Here is a 14805-nt window from a genome sequence, read left to right on the forward strand (position 1 = left end):
CGTAGCGCGGTTAAAACCGCGCGTCACGGCACCTGTCGATTACTTCCAGCTGGACTGAACGAAACGCGGTAGCTCATCCGGGTAGGGCGTGAACGCCAGGTCGGCGGTATAGGCGTAGTTCATCGAGTAATTGAACAGCGGCGCCCAATAGGCTTGCTCGCTGATGCGCTGCAACGCCTTGCGGTAGTTGTCCTTGCGCACTTGCGGGTCGAGGGCGTTGTCGGCGGTCTGCAACCAGCCCTGGACTTGAGGATCCTTGATGTTGTCGTCCGGGTTGCCTTTGAACCAGGTCCCAGCCGACGCCGATGTGTCGAGAATCGAGAACGAACCCCAGGCCTGGAACGATATCGGCACTTTGCCGCCCCGTTGTTGATCGCGCAGGGCGGCGTACTTCAAGTAGCGCAGCTTGGCGTTGATACCCACGGCACGCAGGTTGCCGATGATCGCTTCGACGTAATCACGGTCGCGGTAGGCGAAGATTTCTGTCTCAAAGCCATTCGGATAACCGGCTTCAGCGAGCAGCGCCTTGGCCTTGGCCGGGTCATAGTTGTAGACCGTGGCTGCCGTGGTGTCGCAACCGAATTGCCCCGGATAGCAGGCGACTTGCAAGGGTTTGGCTTCGCCGCCCACCAGTTGTGAGGCCAGTGCATCGCGGTTGATGGCGTGGTTGATGGCCTGACGCACCTTAAGGTTTTTCATCGGTGAGTTTTCAGTCGAGGTGCCACGAGCATCGAGGATCAGGAAACCGATGCGCATGGTTTCGCCGCTGGCCACGGTCAGGTTCGGCATGCTCTTGAGGTTGACTGCCTGGTCCGGTGCGACGCGCCAGGTCCAGTCGACACCGCCGGTCATCAGCTCGGCCAGACGGGTTTCCGCATCAGGGATCACCCGGAACTTGAGGTGGCCGATATGCGGTTGGCCTTGTGGGCTGTCCTTGAAGTAGTCCTTATTGAGCGCCATGGTCACGCCTTCGCCTGCCACTACTGACACAGCTTTATAGGGACCGGTGCCAATCGGTTTACGACTGAATTCAGCCAGGCCGACTTTCTCGAAATACGTTTTGGGAAACATCGGTACGGCGTTGGACAGGTATTCCAGTGCCGCGGGAAAAGCTTTTTTCAGATGAAGACGGACGCCGTAGTCACCGGTTTTTTCCGCGCTTTTGATCCAGTCGACGTTTTGCACGGTAACGACTTTCGCTTCGGGCGACACCACGTAGTTGAGGGTGAACACCACGTCGTCGGCGGTGAAGGCGTCGCCGTTGTGAAATTTGACGCCTTTGCGCAGCTCAAAGTCGATGGTGGTGTCGTCGACCTGTTTCCAATGGGTGGCCAGCATGGGTTTGTATTCGCCGCTTTTGGGATCGCGGTAGATCAGGTTGTCCCAGATCAGCCGGCCGAGAATCACCCCTTCGCGTAAATCGTTGTGATAGGGGCTGACGTTTTCGGGCTCGCTGTCGGAAGCGTAAACCAGGGTGTCGTTGGCTTTACCGGCATGAGCCGGAAAACTGCTGATGAGGCCCATCAGCGCAAAACTGCAGGCGAAACCTTTGATGCCCATGCCGTCGTCTCCGTTGGCGAGAGTGGTTGAATCAAAGGGCAGCGAATCGCAAATGCGGTAAACGAGGAGGAGAAGCTCAGGCGTAGTTTTTTTTGGTCTGGACACGAATGTAGGGAAAGGCTATCAATGCCACAAGCACAATCTTTCGATACTTGCTTTGCCGAAAAGGCAATCCTCGGGGGCTCCGATGCAGCTGTATGGCGTGCAATCCACGGCGTTGCGCTATTTTCTGGAAGTCGCGCGGTGCGGATCGATCAGCGAAGCGTCGGTGCGGCTCAATGTTGCAGCGTCAGCGGTAAGCCGCCAGATTTCCAAGCTTGAGTTGGCCCTGGATGCCAGCCTGTTTGAGCGTCGTGCCCGAGGCATGGTGCTCAGCGAGGCGGGGGCGCGACTGGCGGCCTATGCGCGCAAGTCCCAGCTTGAGGCTGAGCAGGTGGTGCTGGAGATTACCGAACTGCATGGCTTGCAGCGCGGCCATGTGCATGTTGCCTGCTCGGAAGGGTTTGCACTGGAATACATGCCCAGGAGCATCAGCGCGTTCAGGCGTGAGTATCAGGGCATTCATTTCACCTTGGAGGTCTGTGCGCCTGCCGAAGCGACCGAGAAGGTGCGTTCCGGCGAAGCCGACCTGGCGATGACCTTCAGCCTGACGCCGCAAAAGGAAATCAAGGTCGAACATGTCCTGAGCGGGGCGATTTTTGCCGTGGTCGCCAATTCCCATCCCTTGGCCGGGCGTGAAGCGGTCAGCCTCGCTGAGCTGCAGCCCTGGCCCATTGCGTTACCCAAGGCCGACACCACGATACGGCAATTGTTCGACATCTGTTGCGGTGTACAGGGGCTGTTGTTCGACCCGGTGTTGACCACTAACTACGTTGCCGCGCTCTATAGCTTCGTCCGCGAAGAAGGCGTTATCAGCCTGGCCAGCGAAATGACCTTGCAAAAGCAGGTGGCGGACGGGGTCCTGCAATGCGTGCCGATCCTTGACGAAGGCATGCAGGCACGGCGCATCGAACTGCAAAGCATGGCAGGTCGCAATTTACCGGCAGCGGTTTGTGCCTTCAGGGATTTTCTGATTGCGGATCTGGCGAAAGCGAAGCGTCGCTGAAAAAGAGGCACTCTGTGAGGCTTCGGTGGGGCAGACCTTGCTCCGACATGGGCGTCAGGTAATGGCGGTCGGGGACCGCACGTTACTTTTTCACAATAGCCATTCTGCGACCACTGATGAAGCACAGCAGGCCTCCCATCGCGGTCAGTGCGCCTAACACATAGAACATCGTCGGTGCCGGAGTATGCATCAACAGGTACCCGCAGATCACCGGGCTCAAGGCGCCGCCGAGCGCTGCCAGGTTTTGGGCACCGTAGTAGCTGCCGCGCAGTTCTTCCGGGGCCAGGGTATCGACGAAAAGGAACTCGGCCGGGTAAATGATCATTTCACCGAGGGTGAAAATGAACATCGCCACGCACCAGCTCACCATGTTGTCTGCCAGGCTGAAGCCGATCAGGCCAAGCATGAACAGGCTGGTGCCCGCGGCAATCCAGTAGCGCAGCTTCTCGCGATCGAGGAACCGGCCGATTTGGTACTGCAGCAGGATCACGGTGATGGCGTTGCAGGCGAGCAGGGCGGCCATGATGCCCAGCGCGCGTTTGGAGTCGTGGGTCACCAGCAGGTATTGCGACAAATAGAGGGTGAAGCGTCCGTGTACCACGGTGCTGAGCAGACAGCCGCAGGTGAACATGATCAGGGTACGGTCATTCTTGAGGGTCTTGAGCGTCTTGAGAAAACTGGGTGGTGGGCCAATGGCCGGTGTCGATGCCGGATCTTTGGGGATGCCGGTCATCAGGAAGATGCTGAAAAACGCGATACCACCGGCGATCAGGAACGGCGCGATCGGATAGACCCCGGCAATCACCACGCCGAGCATGGGACCGGTGGCATAGCCGATGTTGGTCAGGGTGTAGCGCAGGGAAAACGCCTTGGCGCGTTGGCCGATGGGCAGGTTTTCGCTGAGGATCGCTTTGGAGCCGATCAGGAACAGCGCGGACGCGGTCTCGGTGATCACCACGGTCAGGGTGGTCAGGTAGAGGTTCTGGGCAAAGGTCAGCAGCACGAAACCGATGGCGCTGGAAAGCATCGCCACGATGAGCAGCCGGCGCTTTTCCAGGCGATCGATGACATAGCCGCCATACAGCGCCAACAGGGTGGCGATGAACACCGCAATGCCAAGCAGCAGGCCGACGTCCTGTTGGTTGAGACCCAACTTGTTGCTCAAGAACAGCGTAAGCAAAGGGCTGGTGATGGCACGACTGACCACGATGGTCAGTGAAACGATCATCAAGCGTCGGATAACGAGCGAGTAAGTGGCCACGGTGGTGCAAATATCCTTATTCAGATGTTTGGCGTTCGCCGCAATACCACGTCGCTGCTACTGCGAACAAGCCACCGATCCAGCGTGCGTACCGATTGCAGTTCTTCGATGCGCCACAGTTGCCCCAGTAATCCTTCAGCTTGTTCCTGCGGCATCACCCGCATCGCCAAGCTGAAAAACTTCTCCTGCAGAGCCACATCAGTCAGCGGATTGCCTGGCGCGCCCAATGGCACGTCTACGCACACGCTTGCCTGCCGACCGTCCACGGTCCGCAGTGTTACCACGGGCTCGCCATCTTCGGACAGACGCGGATCGACTTCGAGGTGAATACGCGACAACCATTGGCTCATGTGCGGATCGTTGCGTTGCAGGTCGTCATAGGCCTGCAATCGGCAATGCCCCTGCACCAGCCGCGCGGCCAAGGCATACGGCAGGCTCATTTGCGCGGCTGCAAGGGTACTGACGTCCCGGCCGCCACACATGGTGTGAAGAAACCCGCTCAACCGCACCTGCACGTCTTCGACCTGGTCGAGCCGTACATTCAGTTGATCCAGCAGCAAGCCGAGGGCGTCGATGGCTGAATGGGTGCCGCGGCAGGAGGCATAAGGCTTGATTGAGCACCGGGCGAGCTTCCAGACCGCACCGAGGTCAGCATCCAGCGCTTCGGGCATTGAGGTCGTTGGGGCGAGGGTTTTCAGAAAACCACCCCAAACTTCATCGAACAACTGCGTCGGCCCGCTGATGCCCTGTTGGGCAAACCGCGCTGGTGTATCAGGCGTCAATAGATTTATTTGCCTCGGTCGATAACTTTCGTGACCGCCTTAGTTCCGCGCAAAACGAACTTGTCGGTGATCTTGGCGTGGGGGTCATTGATAATACAATCTCCGATGATAATTCACCGTTAGTTGCCGCACTTAAACGTATAAATGAACAGTCTCCCAAGGTCAGATTTCAACTTCAGGCCACGCAACTTGATGAGGTTGAAAGAGGCGTCGTCGAGGGGCGATTGGTGGCGGGAATTGTGCCGATTTATCAAAAGCGCGAAGAGTTTGATTACTACGCGCTATACGAAGAGCGCTCGGAGGTTTACTGCGCGCTCGACCATCCACTGTTCTCCATGGCGGACGCGGACATGGGGGGAAATGTGCTCAAGGATTACGAGTGCATCAACCATCGCTACGCGATTCATCGCGACAAACTGAAATTTGCCCACTACGACAGCTTTTCCGCCTCGGCAACCCAGGTGGAGGCCGTTGCATTGCTGATCAAGACGGGGCGTTTCCTGGGCTTCCTGCCCCAGCATTACGCCGCGCCGATGGTAGCGCGGGGCGAGTTTCGCGCGGTGCGTCCGGACCTGTTCAACATCGTCACGCCGTTCAGCCTGATACTGCGTCATAACAGTGTGCGCAGCCCCCTGGTCAAGGCATTTGCCCAGGCATTGGGCGTGGACTTAAAAGCCTCGGTTTGATTGTTTGCCGCGTTAAACACTCACGGACACCGGTGGCGAGCGCGAACGATTGACGAAGCTTAGAACCCCAGCATTTACAACAATACTAACGCCGTACTATCGGGCCTATCTGTTGAGTCGATCGATTGAGTCCGCAGCCGAGTGCTGTCAGTCAAAACGCGCTGATGGCTGAGGTGGCTTGTATCCCGCAAGCATTACCTGGAAACCACGACCGGTCATGCCATGTTCGAAGCGGCATGACCGGAGCGCCTTGCGGATTACTTTTGCGCCAGCAATGCCTTTCTTGCTGCCTTTTCGTGTTTCATGGCGGCGATTTCACGCTCGCAGGCCTCGACATCGAACGAGTTGTCCCACTTGGCAATGGCGAGGGTGCCGATGCCGTTACCGATCAAGTTGGTTACCGCCCGCGCTTCGTTCAGGAACCGGTCAATCCCCAAGAGCAAAACGAGGCCGACCAGAGGAATGGAGTGGATGGTTGTGAGCGTGGCAGCCAGCGTTACGAACCCCGCACCCGCCACGCCGGCCGAGCCTTTTGAGGTCAGCAGGAATACGCCCAGCAGAATCATCTGATCCACAAAAGTCAGTGGCGTATTGGTCGCCTGGGCGATAAAGATGGCGGCCATGGTGAGATAGATGCAGGTGCCGTCCGCATTGAAGGTGTAGCCAGTTGGCAACACCATGCCCACGACGGATTTTTTGCAGCCAAGCTTTTCAAGCTTCACCATCATTCGCGGCAGCACGGCTTCGGTTGAGCAAGTGCCAAGGGTGATGAGAATTTCATCTTTGAAATAACGAAGAAACTGCATCAGCGGCATGCCCGTCCATCGAGCGACCGTACCGAGCACGACTACGATGAAAATCAAGGTCGTGATGTAGAGCGCGACCAGCAACTGGCCGAGCGACAGCAAGGTACCGATCCCGTATTTGCCGATCGTGAACGCCATGCCGGCACCGGCACCAATCGGCGCCAGGCGCATGACCATCGCAACGATCTTGAACAGGCCTTGCAGGAACAGATCAAGGGTGTTGATCAGTGGCTTGCTGGTTTCGCCCATTTGAACCAGGGCAACGCCCATCAATACCGAAAGCAGGATGACCTGGAGCATGACGCCGTTGGAGAATGCGCCGATGAAGGTTTGCGGGATGATATTGAGAAAGAAATCAATGGTGCCGCCTTGTTCACTGGCAGCTTGGCTGTATTTGCTGATGGCACTTCCATCAAGTGTGCTGGCGTTGATGTTCATACCGACGCCAGGCTTGACGATGTTGACCACAATAAGGCCGACGACCAGGGCGATGGTTGAAAGAATCTCGAAATAGATCAGCGCTTTTACGCCAATCCGTCCGACTTCCTTGATGCTGCCCATCTTGGCGATACCGACAACGACCGTACCGAAAATAATCGGCGCCAACAGCATTTTGATCAGTTTGATGAAGCCATCGGCAAAGGGCTGGAGCTTGGCGCCGATATCAGGCACGAAGTAACCGATTGCTGCACCGATCACGATGCCGATGAGTACTTGCACATACAACTGGCCATACCAGCGGGATTTGGAGATTTCCACGGGAGCACCTCATTTTATTTTTGTGATGGGCTGTGGCTTGGCGTCGAGAGGGGACACCGGGTGTTGCGGCCTCTTTGACAGAGACCGCAGATAGAGGGTGATCAGCCTTCGCCCAACTCACGCATGACGGCATACAGAGCGGACTTGGCTTCGAAGCCGACACCTGGAATATCCGGCAGGCCGACATAGCCATTTTCGACGCGGATACCGTCGGCGAAGCCGCCAAAAGGCTGGAACACATCGGGGTACGATTCGTTGCCGCCCAGGTGCAGGCCCGCGGCGATGTTCAGGGACATCTGATGACCACCGTGAGGCACTACGCGGCGAGAAGACCAACCCATGTCTTCCATCACCTTGAGGGTGCGCATGTACTCCACGAGCCCGTAGGACAGCGCGCAGTCGAACTGGAGGTAGTCGCGATCAGGGCGCATGCCGCCGTGGCGCAGCAGGTTGCGGGCATCCTGGTGGGAGAACAGGTTTTCACCGGTGGCCATGGGCAGTTCGTAGTGATTGGCAAGCTCAGCCTGGAGTGCGTAATCCAGCGGATCGCCGACCTCTTCGTACCAGAAGAGGTTGTATTTCTTGATAGCTTCAGCGTACGCAATACCGGTTTGAAGATCGAAACGACCATTCGCATCGACCGCCAGTCGACGACCGTCGCCAACCACTTCAAGCACCGCCTCGATGCGACGGATATCTTCATCCAGTGGCACTGCACCAATCTTCATCTTGACGACGTCGTAGCCACGATCCAGATAGCTCTGCATTTCTGCTTTGAGCTTGGTCTGGTCTTTGCCAGGGTAGTAGTAGCCGCCCGCTGCATAGACCCAGACCTTGTCATCGGCCACGCCGTTACGGTAACGGTCGGCCAGCAGGCGATACAACGGTTTGCCTTCAATCTTGGCGACGGCATCCCACACAGCCATGTCGATGGTACCGACGGCAACCGAGCGCTCGCCATGGCCGCCTGGCTTTTCGTTGGTCATCAGGGTTTTCCAGATGGCGAACGGGTCCAGGTTGTTGTTGGCATGGTCGATGAGTGTGTCTGGATCAGCTTCCGTAATACGCGCCAGGAAACGATCACGCATCAGTGCGCCCTGGCCATAGCGGCCATTGGAATTGAATCCGTAGCCGATGACAGGCTTCCCGTCGCGAATCACATCCGTGATGACAGCGACAACCGAGCAGGTCATTTTCGAAAAATCGATGTAGGCGTTAGCGATTGGGGAGGCAATGGAAACAGTTTTTTCACGAATGTCTACGATGCGCATGACGGGGTCCTCTTGTTGTTTGTAGCCCCACGTTATGCTTTGCGATGTCACCCGCCCAATGCTATTAATGCCGCACCCTATGCACAGGAGGCATGGCCCTTGGAACTCGTCTGGCTTGAGGATTTTTCAGCGCTTGCGGAGTACGGCAGCTTCGTTCGGGCGGCTGAAGCGCGGCACGTTACCCAGCCGGCATTCAGTCGCAGAGTGCGCTCGCTGGAGAGTTGGATGGGGGTGCAATTGTTCGTTCGAACGCCTCAAGGCGCGACGCTTACTGAAGCCGGGAGGCAAATTTTGCCTAGTGCTCAGGAGGCTGCCAGGCGCTTGTACAGAATGCGCAACGAGGCTCAAGAGGTTGCGGGGATGGCTGCCAGGTCGCTTCAATTTGCGGCGACGCATTCCCTGTCGTTCACATTTTTTCCCAGGTGGCTTCGAAGCTCGGAGAGCGGTGCCCCCATCGAGGCTGTGCAACTGCACTCCGATAGCATGGCTGTCTGTGAGCAGATGCTGATACATGGCCAGGTGCAGTTTCTGCTCTGCCATCGCCATCCCGATGTTCCACCTTTGCTCGCCCCAGATCAGTTCATCGGCAAGAAGGTGGGTGAAGACGTTCTCGTTCCTCTGGCGAGTGCTTCTGCCAACTTCGGCACCTCGCCTGCGGCATTGCCATACCTGGCTTACACCCATGAGTCTGGATTGGGGCGTATCGTCGCCCACAGGCTGCGTGGCAAAGAAGATTACCTTCACCTCAAGCCACTTTTCAGCAGCCACCTTGCCGCGGTGCTGATGTCCATGGCCTTGGAAAGCAAAGGCGTGGCCTGGTTGCCCAAGAGCCTCACCGAGCAGGAAATGCTGGATGGACGCTTAGTCAGAGCGCTCGACGAAAGCTGGGATATACCGCTGGAAATTCATCTGACCCGTCCATCGGCGCCACTCAGTCAATCTGCCGAAGCCTTCTGGGCCAGGGTGGGGCAGTGACCAGGCGCGTTTTATGGGACGCGTTGCCAGCAAGCGGTTTTCTTGAAGCTGCGAACGGACACGCCCCGATAGAACGACCAAATAGCGAGCCCCTGCACGACGACCGCTGCTGTCACGACGGCGACGATGGCATGATTCGGATCGGTGAAGAGGGTGCGGACCAGGCCGAAAAAGGCCGGGGCGAAGGCGTAGGTGGCTTGGCTGATCGCGATCATCAGGGCGATCACCCTGGCGGTTTGTTCTCGGCTGAACTCGCTCTGTGCAATCAGTGGCGGCAAGGAGGTGGCATTGCCAATGCCCGAACCGATCAGTACCACGGCTACCCAGGCCATCGTCGGGTGAAGGTCCAGGCCCAGAAGCATCAGCGTGCCCAGCATCTGGATGGCATACCCGAGGCAGGCCAGGTGCCGGCGGTTCATGCCGTGGATCATCAGGCGTGCGGCGCCGTATCGCCCGCCCATCGCACTGGCAGTGGCCAGACCCATGGCGAAGGAGGCGTCATGCGCCCCCATGCGTCCCACCAGGATCGAGTACAGGTGCGCGATCAAGCCGATCTGGGCGAACAGCCCCAAGGACATGCCGGCTGCCAGGCTGCGGAAACTGGCTGACCTGAGCGTCTGCATGGCGGTCCACGGCGTGGCGCTGGTGTTGGCCCGCTCGGGTTCCGGCGGGGCTGCATTGTCGGGATGCTGTCCCAGGTTTTGTGGGCTTTTGTTGAAGACCAGAAAGGCGAACGCGCCTATGAGCAGCACTGCGACGACGCTGATCAGCAGCGCCGCCGTGGCAAAGCCGAAACGCTCGATCAGCAACACCCACAGCGGTGAAAAGATCACGCCACCCAGGCTGGCGCCGTTGTAGGCCTTGCCCAGGGCCTTGGGTCTTTCCTTGATATACCACGGGGCGATCAGGCTGTTGACGGCCGCAGCCCCCAATGTCACCCAACCGATGCCCGAGCAGACAGCGCCGGCATACAACACCCAGAGCTGGTTGGCTTGCGCCCAGATGTTCACGCCGATGCCCAGGACGATGCAGCCCAGCAGGGTGATGGCGGGTATCCCGAAGCGTGCGTAAAGGCGTGGCAGGTTGGCGATGACAATCGTGCCGCTGAGAAAGTGCACGGTCACGGCAGTCGAGACCTGGGCAATCGGCCAACCCGTGCGCTCCATGACCGCTTGCATATAGATCGGCGGCCCATAGAAGCCAATCCCCCAACCGATCATCGCCAGGACGAACGTGCAGGTCAGTACGGTCTTGCCAAAAAAGCGCGTGTGAGTCATCGCCATCTCCTCCAAGGTGGCTCACAGACTATGCGCTCGGCAGGTTCCTCACTTCGAGCTGCGTCGAACAATGGATGTCGAGCATGATTGCTTGTTGGATTTGGTTTTCCGGTAGAACTCCGTGACGCTGCTGCCTGCAGTCACGATGCACAGGTCGTTGCAATTCGCGGCCTGGAGCATCCGCTACGTTGATTGGAGCTGAGCTTCGATCGCTTGCTTGTCGATAATCGACCAGACCTCGCGGATCCTGCCGTCTTCGAACGCGTAGAAGACGTTTTCCGTGAAGGCGATCCGTGCGCCATTGACCGCAAGCCCCAGGAACTCCCCAGCCGGCGTGCAATTGAATGCCAGGCGAGCCGCCAACTTGGGTGGGTCGATCACCAGGAATTCGACTTCAAATCGCAAGTCGGGAATGTCCCGATAGTTCGCTTCCAGCATGCTTTGATAGCCATGCAACCCTAATCGTCTCGCGTTGTGAACCACTTCCTGATGCACAAAAAGGCCCAGGTTTTGCCAATCCTGTGCATTCAGGCAGGCAAGGTAGTGGTTATAAATGTCGGCAAGATTCGAGGTCATGGGGACGGATTCTCCGTTACGTGTCTGTTCCAAGAGCATAGTCATGCCGCAGTTTCGACCTGCTCTTGACTTCATGGCGAGGAGGCTAAGCTCTCCCAGGCCGCCAACGGCGTCTCGAAAAATAATCGCGTCGACTTGTCGATTTCGACCATTGCCATTCGATTAACCCATAGAGCCGCCACACGGACGGCCTAATCCATCCACTCTCAGGAGATCAGAGCATGCGATTTATGGTGATCGTCAAAGCCAGTCCGGAATCGGAAGCCGGAGAAATGCCCAGCGAGCAATTGCTGGCCGCCATGGGCGCCTACAACGAAGCGTTGGTCAAGGCCGGGGTGATGCTCGCCGGTGAAGGCCTGCACCCCAGTGCCGAGGGCGTGCGGGTGCAGTTTTCCGGCAAGGACCGGACGGTGATCGACGGGCCCTTTGCTGAAACCAAGGAGCTGATCGCCGGTTTCTGGATCTTCAAGGTCCAGTCACTGCAGGAGGCCATCGATTGGGTCAAGCGCTGCCCGAACCCGATGGTCAGCGACAGTGAAATCGAGATCCGCCAGATCTTCGAGCTCGAGGAGTTCGGCGAGTCCTTTACTCCCGAATTGCGCGAGCAGGAAGAACGCCTGCGGGCGCAGATGTCCGGCCAATCGTGAAGCCAATTACAGGAGACCCCACCATGAGAATCATCCCTTACCTGACCTTCAACGGTCACTGCAAGCAAGCCTTCGCCTTGTATCAGGAGGTACTCGGTGGCGAGCTGTTTTCCATGTCTTTTGCCGAGGCACCTGAAGAAACCGGGATGCCCAAGGATCCCAATCTGATCCTGCACACCTGCCTGACCGTCGGCGCTTTCAGTCTCATGGCCTCCGACTGCCCGCCAGGCCAGCCGTTTCGCAAGCCGCAAGGCGTGTCGGTCTCGCTCAATGTCGACAGCGTGGAGGAGGCCGAGCGGCTGTTCAATGGCTTGAGTGCAGGTGGCAGCGTTTACATGCCCTTGGAGAAGACCTTTTGGGCGCAACGCTTTGCCATGTTTGAAGACCGCTTCGGGATTGCCTGGATGGTTAATTGCGAGGGGGAAAAATAAGTCGAGCGCAGCCCATGGATGGACGACTCGGGTGAGCACGCTCCACGGTTTTGCCTCTGTCAGGTGAACCTTGCGCCAATACTGCTTTCACTTATTAAGTTGCCGTTTTAAGTGGTCCTGTGGGAGCGAGCTTGCTCGCTCCCACAGGGGTCAGTCTGAATTTGGCCGCTGTCTCAGTGCCGATAAGGAATTCGCATGCACCCAATCTCGTCCACATTCCCCTTGAACGCCACCGTCGAACGCGAGCTCAGCCCGCGTGCGGTCAGTACGGGCATCGTCCTCGGTATCCTGCTGACACCCTCCAATGTCTATGCCGGGTTGAAGATCGGTTGGTCGTTCAATATGTCGATCATTGCCTTGCTGATCGGTTATGGCATCTGGCAAGGCCTGGCGAGTCGGTCGGTGGGTCGATTGCCCTGGACGCTGCACGAAAGCAACATCAACCAGACCGTGGCCTCTGCCGCTGCGTCGATCATTTCCGGTGGGCTGGTCGCGCCCATCCCGGCCTATACCTTGCTGACCGGCCAGCAGTTGGACGCCATTCCCATGGTGGCCTGGGTCTTTTCGGTGAGCTTCCTGGGGGTCTGGATTGCCTGGTACCTGCGCCCCTCACTGCTCAATGACAAGGCACTGAAATTTCCCGAGGGCATGGCGACCCTGGAAACATTGCTGCACATCTACAACCACGGTCACGAAGCCGCGACGCGCTTGAAGGTGCTGCTCAGCGCCGCGTTGCTGTCCGGGCTGGTCAAGGCGCTCGACACCTTCATGTGGGCCATCCCGCGCTGGTCTCCGAGCGCCCAACTGGAGCGCCTGACGTTTACCGCCGACCCTTCGCTGTTGTTAGTGGGGTTCGGCGGGATCATCGGTATTCGCGTGGGCCTGACCCTGCTGCTCGGTGCCCTGCTGGCGTGGGGCGGGTTGGCGCCGTGGCTGCTGGCGCAAGGCCTGGTGCAGTTGCCGGATGGCAGCAGCGGCCCGCAATTCGCGGCGCTGGTGGAGTGGTTGCTCTGGCCGGGGGTGAGCCTGATGGTCTGCTCGACCCTGGTCTCGTTGGCGATTCGCTTGTGGGCATTGCACAGGTCCACCAAGACGGGCGGCGGGGCGATCTGGACGATACCCAAGCCTGGGCCTGCTGCTGGTTTCGTACTGGCTATTTTCCTGGTGGTGAGCTTGCAAGTGCTGTTGTTTGGCATCAACCCATGGATGGCCCTGTTGACCATTCCCTTGGCGATCTGCCTGGCGGCGGTGGCCGCCCGGGTGGTCGGCGCCACGGGCATTCCACCGATCGGGGCCATCGGGCAATTGTCCCAGTTGAGCTTTGGCATCGTCGCGCCGGGGCAGGTGCCGATCAACCTGATGAGCGCCAACACCGCCGGCGGTTCGGCCGGGCAGTGCACCGACTTGATGAACGACTTCAAGGTCGGCCGGGCGATTGGCGCTACGCCGCGCAAGCAGTTGATCGCCCAGACCCTGGGGATTTTCGTCGGTAGCATCGTCGGTGTGTTGGCTTACCTGGCCCTGATCCCCGACCCGCAAACCATGCTGCTCACCGAAGAGTGGCCAGCCCCGGCAGTCGCCACCTGGAAGGCCGTGGCACAAACCCTGACCCTGGGCCTGGATTCCTTGTCAGCGAGCATTCGCTGGGCGATTTTCATCGGTGGCCTGGTCGGCTTGTTGTTGGGAGTCCTCGACAGCCTGCTACCGGGGCATCGGGCTCGCTACCTGCCAAGCACGGCGGCCTTGGGCCTGGCCTTCGTCCTGCCGGCCTCGGTGTCACTGATGATGGCCCTCGGTGCGGTGCTGACGTGGCTGGTGAGCTGTCGCTGGCCGAGCCTCACGGAACGCTTCGCCATCACCGCGGCGGCGGGGTTGATTGCCGGGGAGAGCATTACCGGGGTGGGGGCGTCGTTGTGGCAGATGCTTGGGAATGGGTGAGGAGCGTACAACGATCAAAGTTCGGATGTTGCACGCCGCCCTCACGTTCAGCTGAAGTTTTTCAGCCCGCGTCCAGGGCTGTTTAGCTTGCTTCTAGGTGCGCCGTGCCCGCTCTAATTACTAAGGCTGGCCTGTGGGCTTGGTGGAGACGATTTTGCCGTAACCTTCTACTGGCGATGCCTCATTGACCACCAATACACGTTCTTTGCGACACTTGAACTTCACCCCTTTGCGCGGCGCCATGACTCTGGTTGTCTCCATGCACATTGCCTTGGAAGCAAAGGTTGGCCCTGGTTGTCGCTGCTCGACACAGCCTTCGAAGCCACTGCAGATCGTCATCACAACAAAATAGACAGTCATCATCTCGGTGTCGCTCCATTGAGTGACGCGGTTGATTACATCCTGTAGTCCAGGTCGGCGGCCCAAACGTTTAGCGGGGTTGCCTACCGATGATGAGCTTGGATTTAATGCCCCAGCAATGGCACATGGATACCGCGCGTCGGGAAACCGTCACTGTATTAATTTATTTTTATCTCGTCGTTAACTTCGCCAATAACTTGGCGTCACCCGGGCTACATGGACGTCAGCAGAACCGGCTATCCTTTTGGAACACCGCATTCTTGGCAAAAAGGGAAGCCATGCCCGACTTCGATCGCACCACCGGCCCCAGACACGGCACCACATGCGGTGATCGAACCTGTTCGATTGAGCCCAGGGTACGAAGGTCCTGG

Annotated in this window: 12 protein-coding genes and 2 pseudogenes; 6 read left to right on the forward strand and 8 right to left on the reverse strand. The window is 58.4% G+C overall.

Annotation, left to right across the window (positions count from 1 at the left end):
• Positions 1 to 39 precede the first annotated feature (39 nt).
• Entirely contained in the window at positions 40 to 1560 is a 1521-nt protein-coding gene (locus tag GFU70_RS10745) for an ABC transporter substrate-binding protein (RefSeq protein WP_058542131.1), read from the reverse strand.
• Between the two features lie 187 nt (positions 1561 to 1747).
• Here GFU70_RS10745 and GFU70_RS10750 point away from each other — a divergent pair, with 187 nt between their 5' ends.
• Positions 1748 to 2665: a LysR substrate-binding domain-containing protein gene (locus tag GFU70_RS10750; RefSeq protein ID WP_058542132.1), complete on the forward strand. Its 918-nt coding sequence runs from the start codon at positions 1748 to 1750 to the stop codon at positions 2663 to 2665.
• A gap of 82 nt (positions 2666 to 2747) precedes the next feature.
• On the opposite strand, the gene GFU70_RS10755 is transcribed toward GFU70_RS10750, so the two are convergent.
• Both GFU70_RS10755 and GFU70_RS10760 read right to left on the reverse strand, forming a co-directional pair.
• The gene (locus tag GFU70_RS10755) at positions 2748 to 3926 is read right to left on the reverse strand and encodes an MFS transporter (RefSeq protein WP_153388011.1); all 1179 of its coding nucleotides are present in this window, start codon (positions 3924 to 3926) and stop codon (positions 2748 to 2750) included.
• 20 nt (positions 3927 to 3946) lie between these two features.
• Positions 3947 to 4690 (reverse strand): annotated as a pseudogene (locus tag GFU70_RS10760) (MmgE/PrpD family protein); the annotation flags it as partial.
• Between GFU70_RS10760 and GFU70_RS10765 the strand changes: the two are divergent.
• A pseudogene (locus GFU70_RS10765) lies at positions 4690 to 5394 on the forward strand (substrate-binding domain-containing protein); the annotation flags it as partial. The pseudogenes GFU70_RS10760 and GFU70_RS10765 overlap by 1 nt on opposite strands.
• Positions 5395 to 5651: 257 nt before the next feature.
• Here the strand turns inward: GFU70_RS10765 and dctA are convergent.
• A complete protein-coding gene (dctA, locus tag GFU70_RS10770) occupies positions 5652 to 6959 on the reverse strand; it encodes a C4-dicarboxylate transporter DctA (RefSeq protein WP_058546312.1) in 1308 nt (435 codons plus the stop codon).
• 101 nt (positions 6960 to 7060) lie between these two features.
• Entirely contained in the window at positions 7061 to 8230 is a 1170-nt protein-coding gene (locus GFU70_RS10775) for a mandelate racemase/muconate lactonizing enzyme family protein (RefSeq protein ID WP_116642532.1), read from the reverse strand.
• A 99-nt stretch (positions 8231 to 8329) separates the two neighbouring features.
• Here GFU70_RS10775 and GFU70_RS10780 point away from each other — a divergent pair, with 99 nt between their 5' ends.
• The gene (locus GFU70_RS10780) at positions 8330 to 9205 is read left to right on the forward strand and encodes a LysR family transcriptional regulator (protein ID WP_053187398.1); all 876 of its coding nucleotides are present in this window, start codon (positions 8330 to 8332) and stop codon (positions 9203 to 9205) included.
• A gap of 11 nt (positions 9206 to 9216) precedes the next feature.
• On the opposite strand, the gene GFU70_RS10785 is transcribed toward GFU70_RS10780, so the two are convergent.
• Together GFU70_RS10785 and GFU70_RS10790 are read right to left on the reverse strand one after the other, a co-directional pair.
• The gene (locus tag GFU70_RS10785; RefSeq protein ID WP_116642531.1) at positions 9217 to 10482 is read right to left on the reverse strand and encodes an MFS transporter; all 1266 of its coding nucleotides are present in this window, start codon (positions 10480 to 10482) and stop codon (positions 9217 to 9219) included.
• 183 nt (positions 10483 to 10665) lie between these two features.
• Positions 10666 to 11103: an ester cyclase gene (locus tag GFU70_RS10790; protein WP_413468838.1), complete on the reverse strand. Its 438-nt coding sequence runs from the start codon at positions 11101 to 11103 to the stop codon at positions 10666 to 10668.
• A gap of 176 nt (positions 11104 to 11279) precedes the next feature.
• Between GFU70_RS10790 and GFU70_RS10795 the strand changes: the two genes are divergently transcribed.
• From GFU70_RS10795 to GFU70_RS10805, 3 genes are all read left to right on the forward strand, one after another.
• Positions 11280 to 11705: a YciI family protein gene (locus GFU70_RS10795; protein ID WP_116642530.1), complete on the forward strand. Its 426-nt coding sequence runs from the start codon at positions 11280 to 11282 to the stop codon at positions 11703 to 11705.
• A gap of 23 nt (positions 11706 to 11728) precedes the next feature.
• Positions 11729 to 12136: a VOC family protein gene (locus GFU70_RS10800; RefSeq protein ID WP_058546307.1), complete on the forward strand. Its 408-nt coding sequence runs from the start codon at positions 11729 to 11731 to the stop codon at positions 12134 to 12136.
• Between the two features lie 195 nt (positions 12137 to 12331).
• A complete protein-coding gene (locus tag GFU70_RS10805; protein ID WP_153388012.1) occupies positions 12332 to 14074 on the forward strand; it encodes an OPT family oligopeptide transporter in 1743 nt (580 codons plus the stop codon).
• 120 nt (positions 14075 to 14194) lie between these two features.
• Here the strand turns inward: GFU70_RS10805 and GFU70_RS10810 are convergent, their stop codons facing one another.
• Entirely contained in the window at positions 14195 to 14437 is a 243-nt protein-coding gene (locus tag GFU70_RS10810; protein ID WP_133247206.1) for a hypothetical protein, read from the reverse strand.
• Between the last annotated feature and the right edge of the window lie 368 nt (positions 14438 to 14805).

The sequence above is a fragment of the Pseudomonas brassicacearum genome (assembly GCF_009601685.2).
Classification (GTDB): Bacteria; Pseudomonadota; Gammaproteobacteria; order Pseudomonadales; family Pseudomonadaceae; genus Aquipseudomonas; species Aquipseudomonas kilonensis_B.

Coding starts and splice junctions, on each gene's coding strand:
- GFU70_RS10745 (WP_058542131.1), bottom strand. CDS start 1,560: ATGGGCATCAAAGGTTTCGCCTGCAGTTTTGCGCTGATGGGCCTCATC.
- GFU70_RS10750 (WP_058542132.1), top strand. CDS start 1,748: ATGCAGCTGTATGGCGTGCAATCCACGGCGTTGCGCTATTTTCTGGAA.
- GFU70_RS10775 (WP_116642532.1), bottom strand. CDS start 8,230: ATGCGCATCGTAGACATTCGTGAAAAAACTGTTTCCATTGCCTCCCCA.
- GFU70_RS10785 (WP_116642531.1), bottom strand. CDS start 10,482: ATGACTCACACGCGCTTTTTTGGCAAGACCGTACTGACCTGCACGTTC.
- GFU70_RS10790 (WP_413468838.1), bottom strand. CDS start 11,103: ATGACTATGCTCTTGGAACAGACACGTAACGGAGAATCCGTCCCCATG.
- GFU70_RS10795 (WP_116642530.1), top strand. CDS start 11,280: ATGCGATTTATGGTGATCGTCAAAGCCAGTCCGGAATCGGAAGCCGGA.
- GFU70_RS10800 (WP_058546307.1), top strand. CDS start 11,729: ATGAGAATCATCCCTTACCTGACCTTCAACGGTCACTGCAAGCAAGCC.
- GFU70_RS10805 (WP_153388012.1), top strand. CDS start 12,332: ATGCACCCAATCTCGTCCACATTCCCCTTGAACGCCACCGTCGAACGC.
- GFU70_RS10810 (WP_133247206.1), bottom strand. CDS start 14,437: ATGATGACTGTCTATTTTGTTGTGATGACGATCTGCAGTGGCTTCGAA.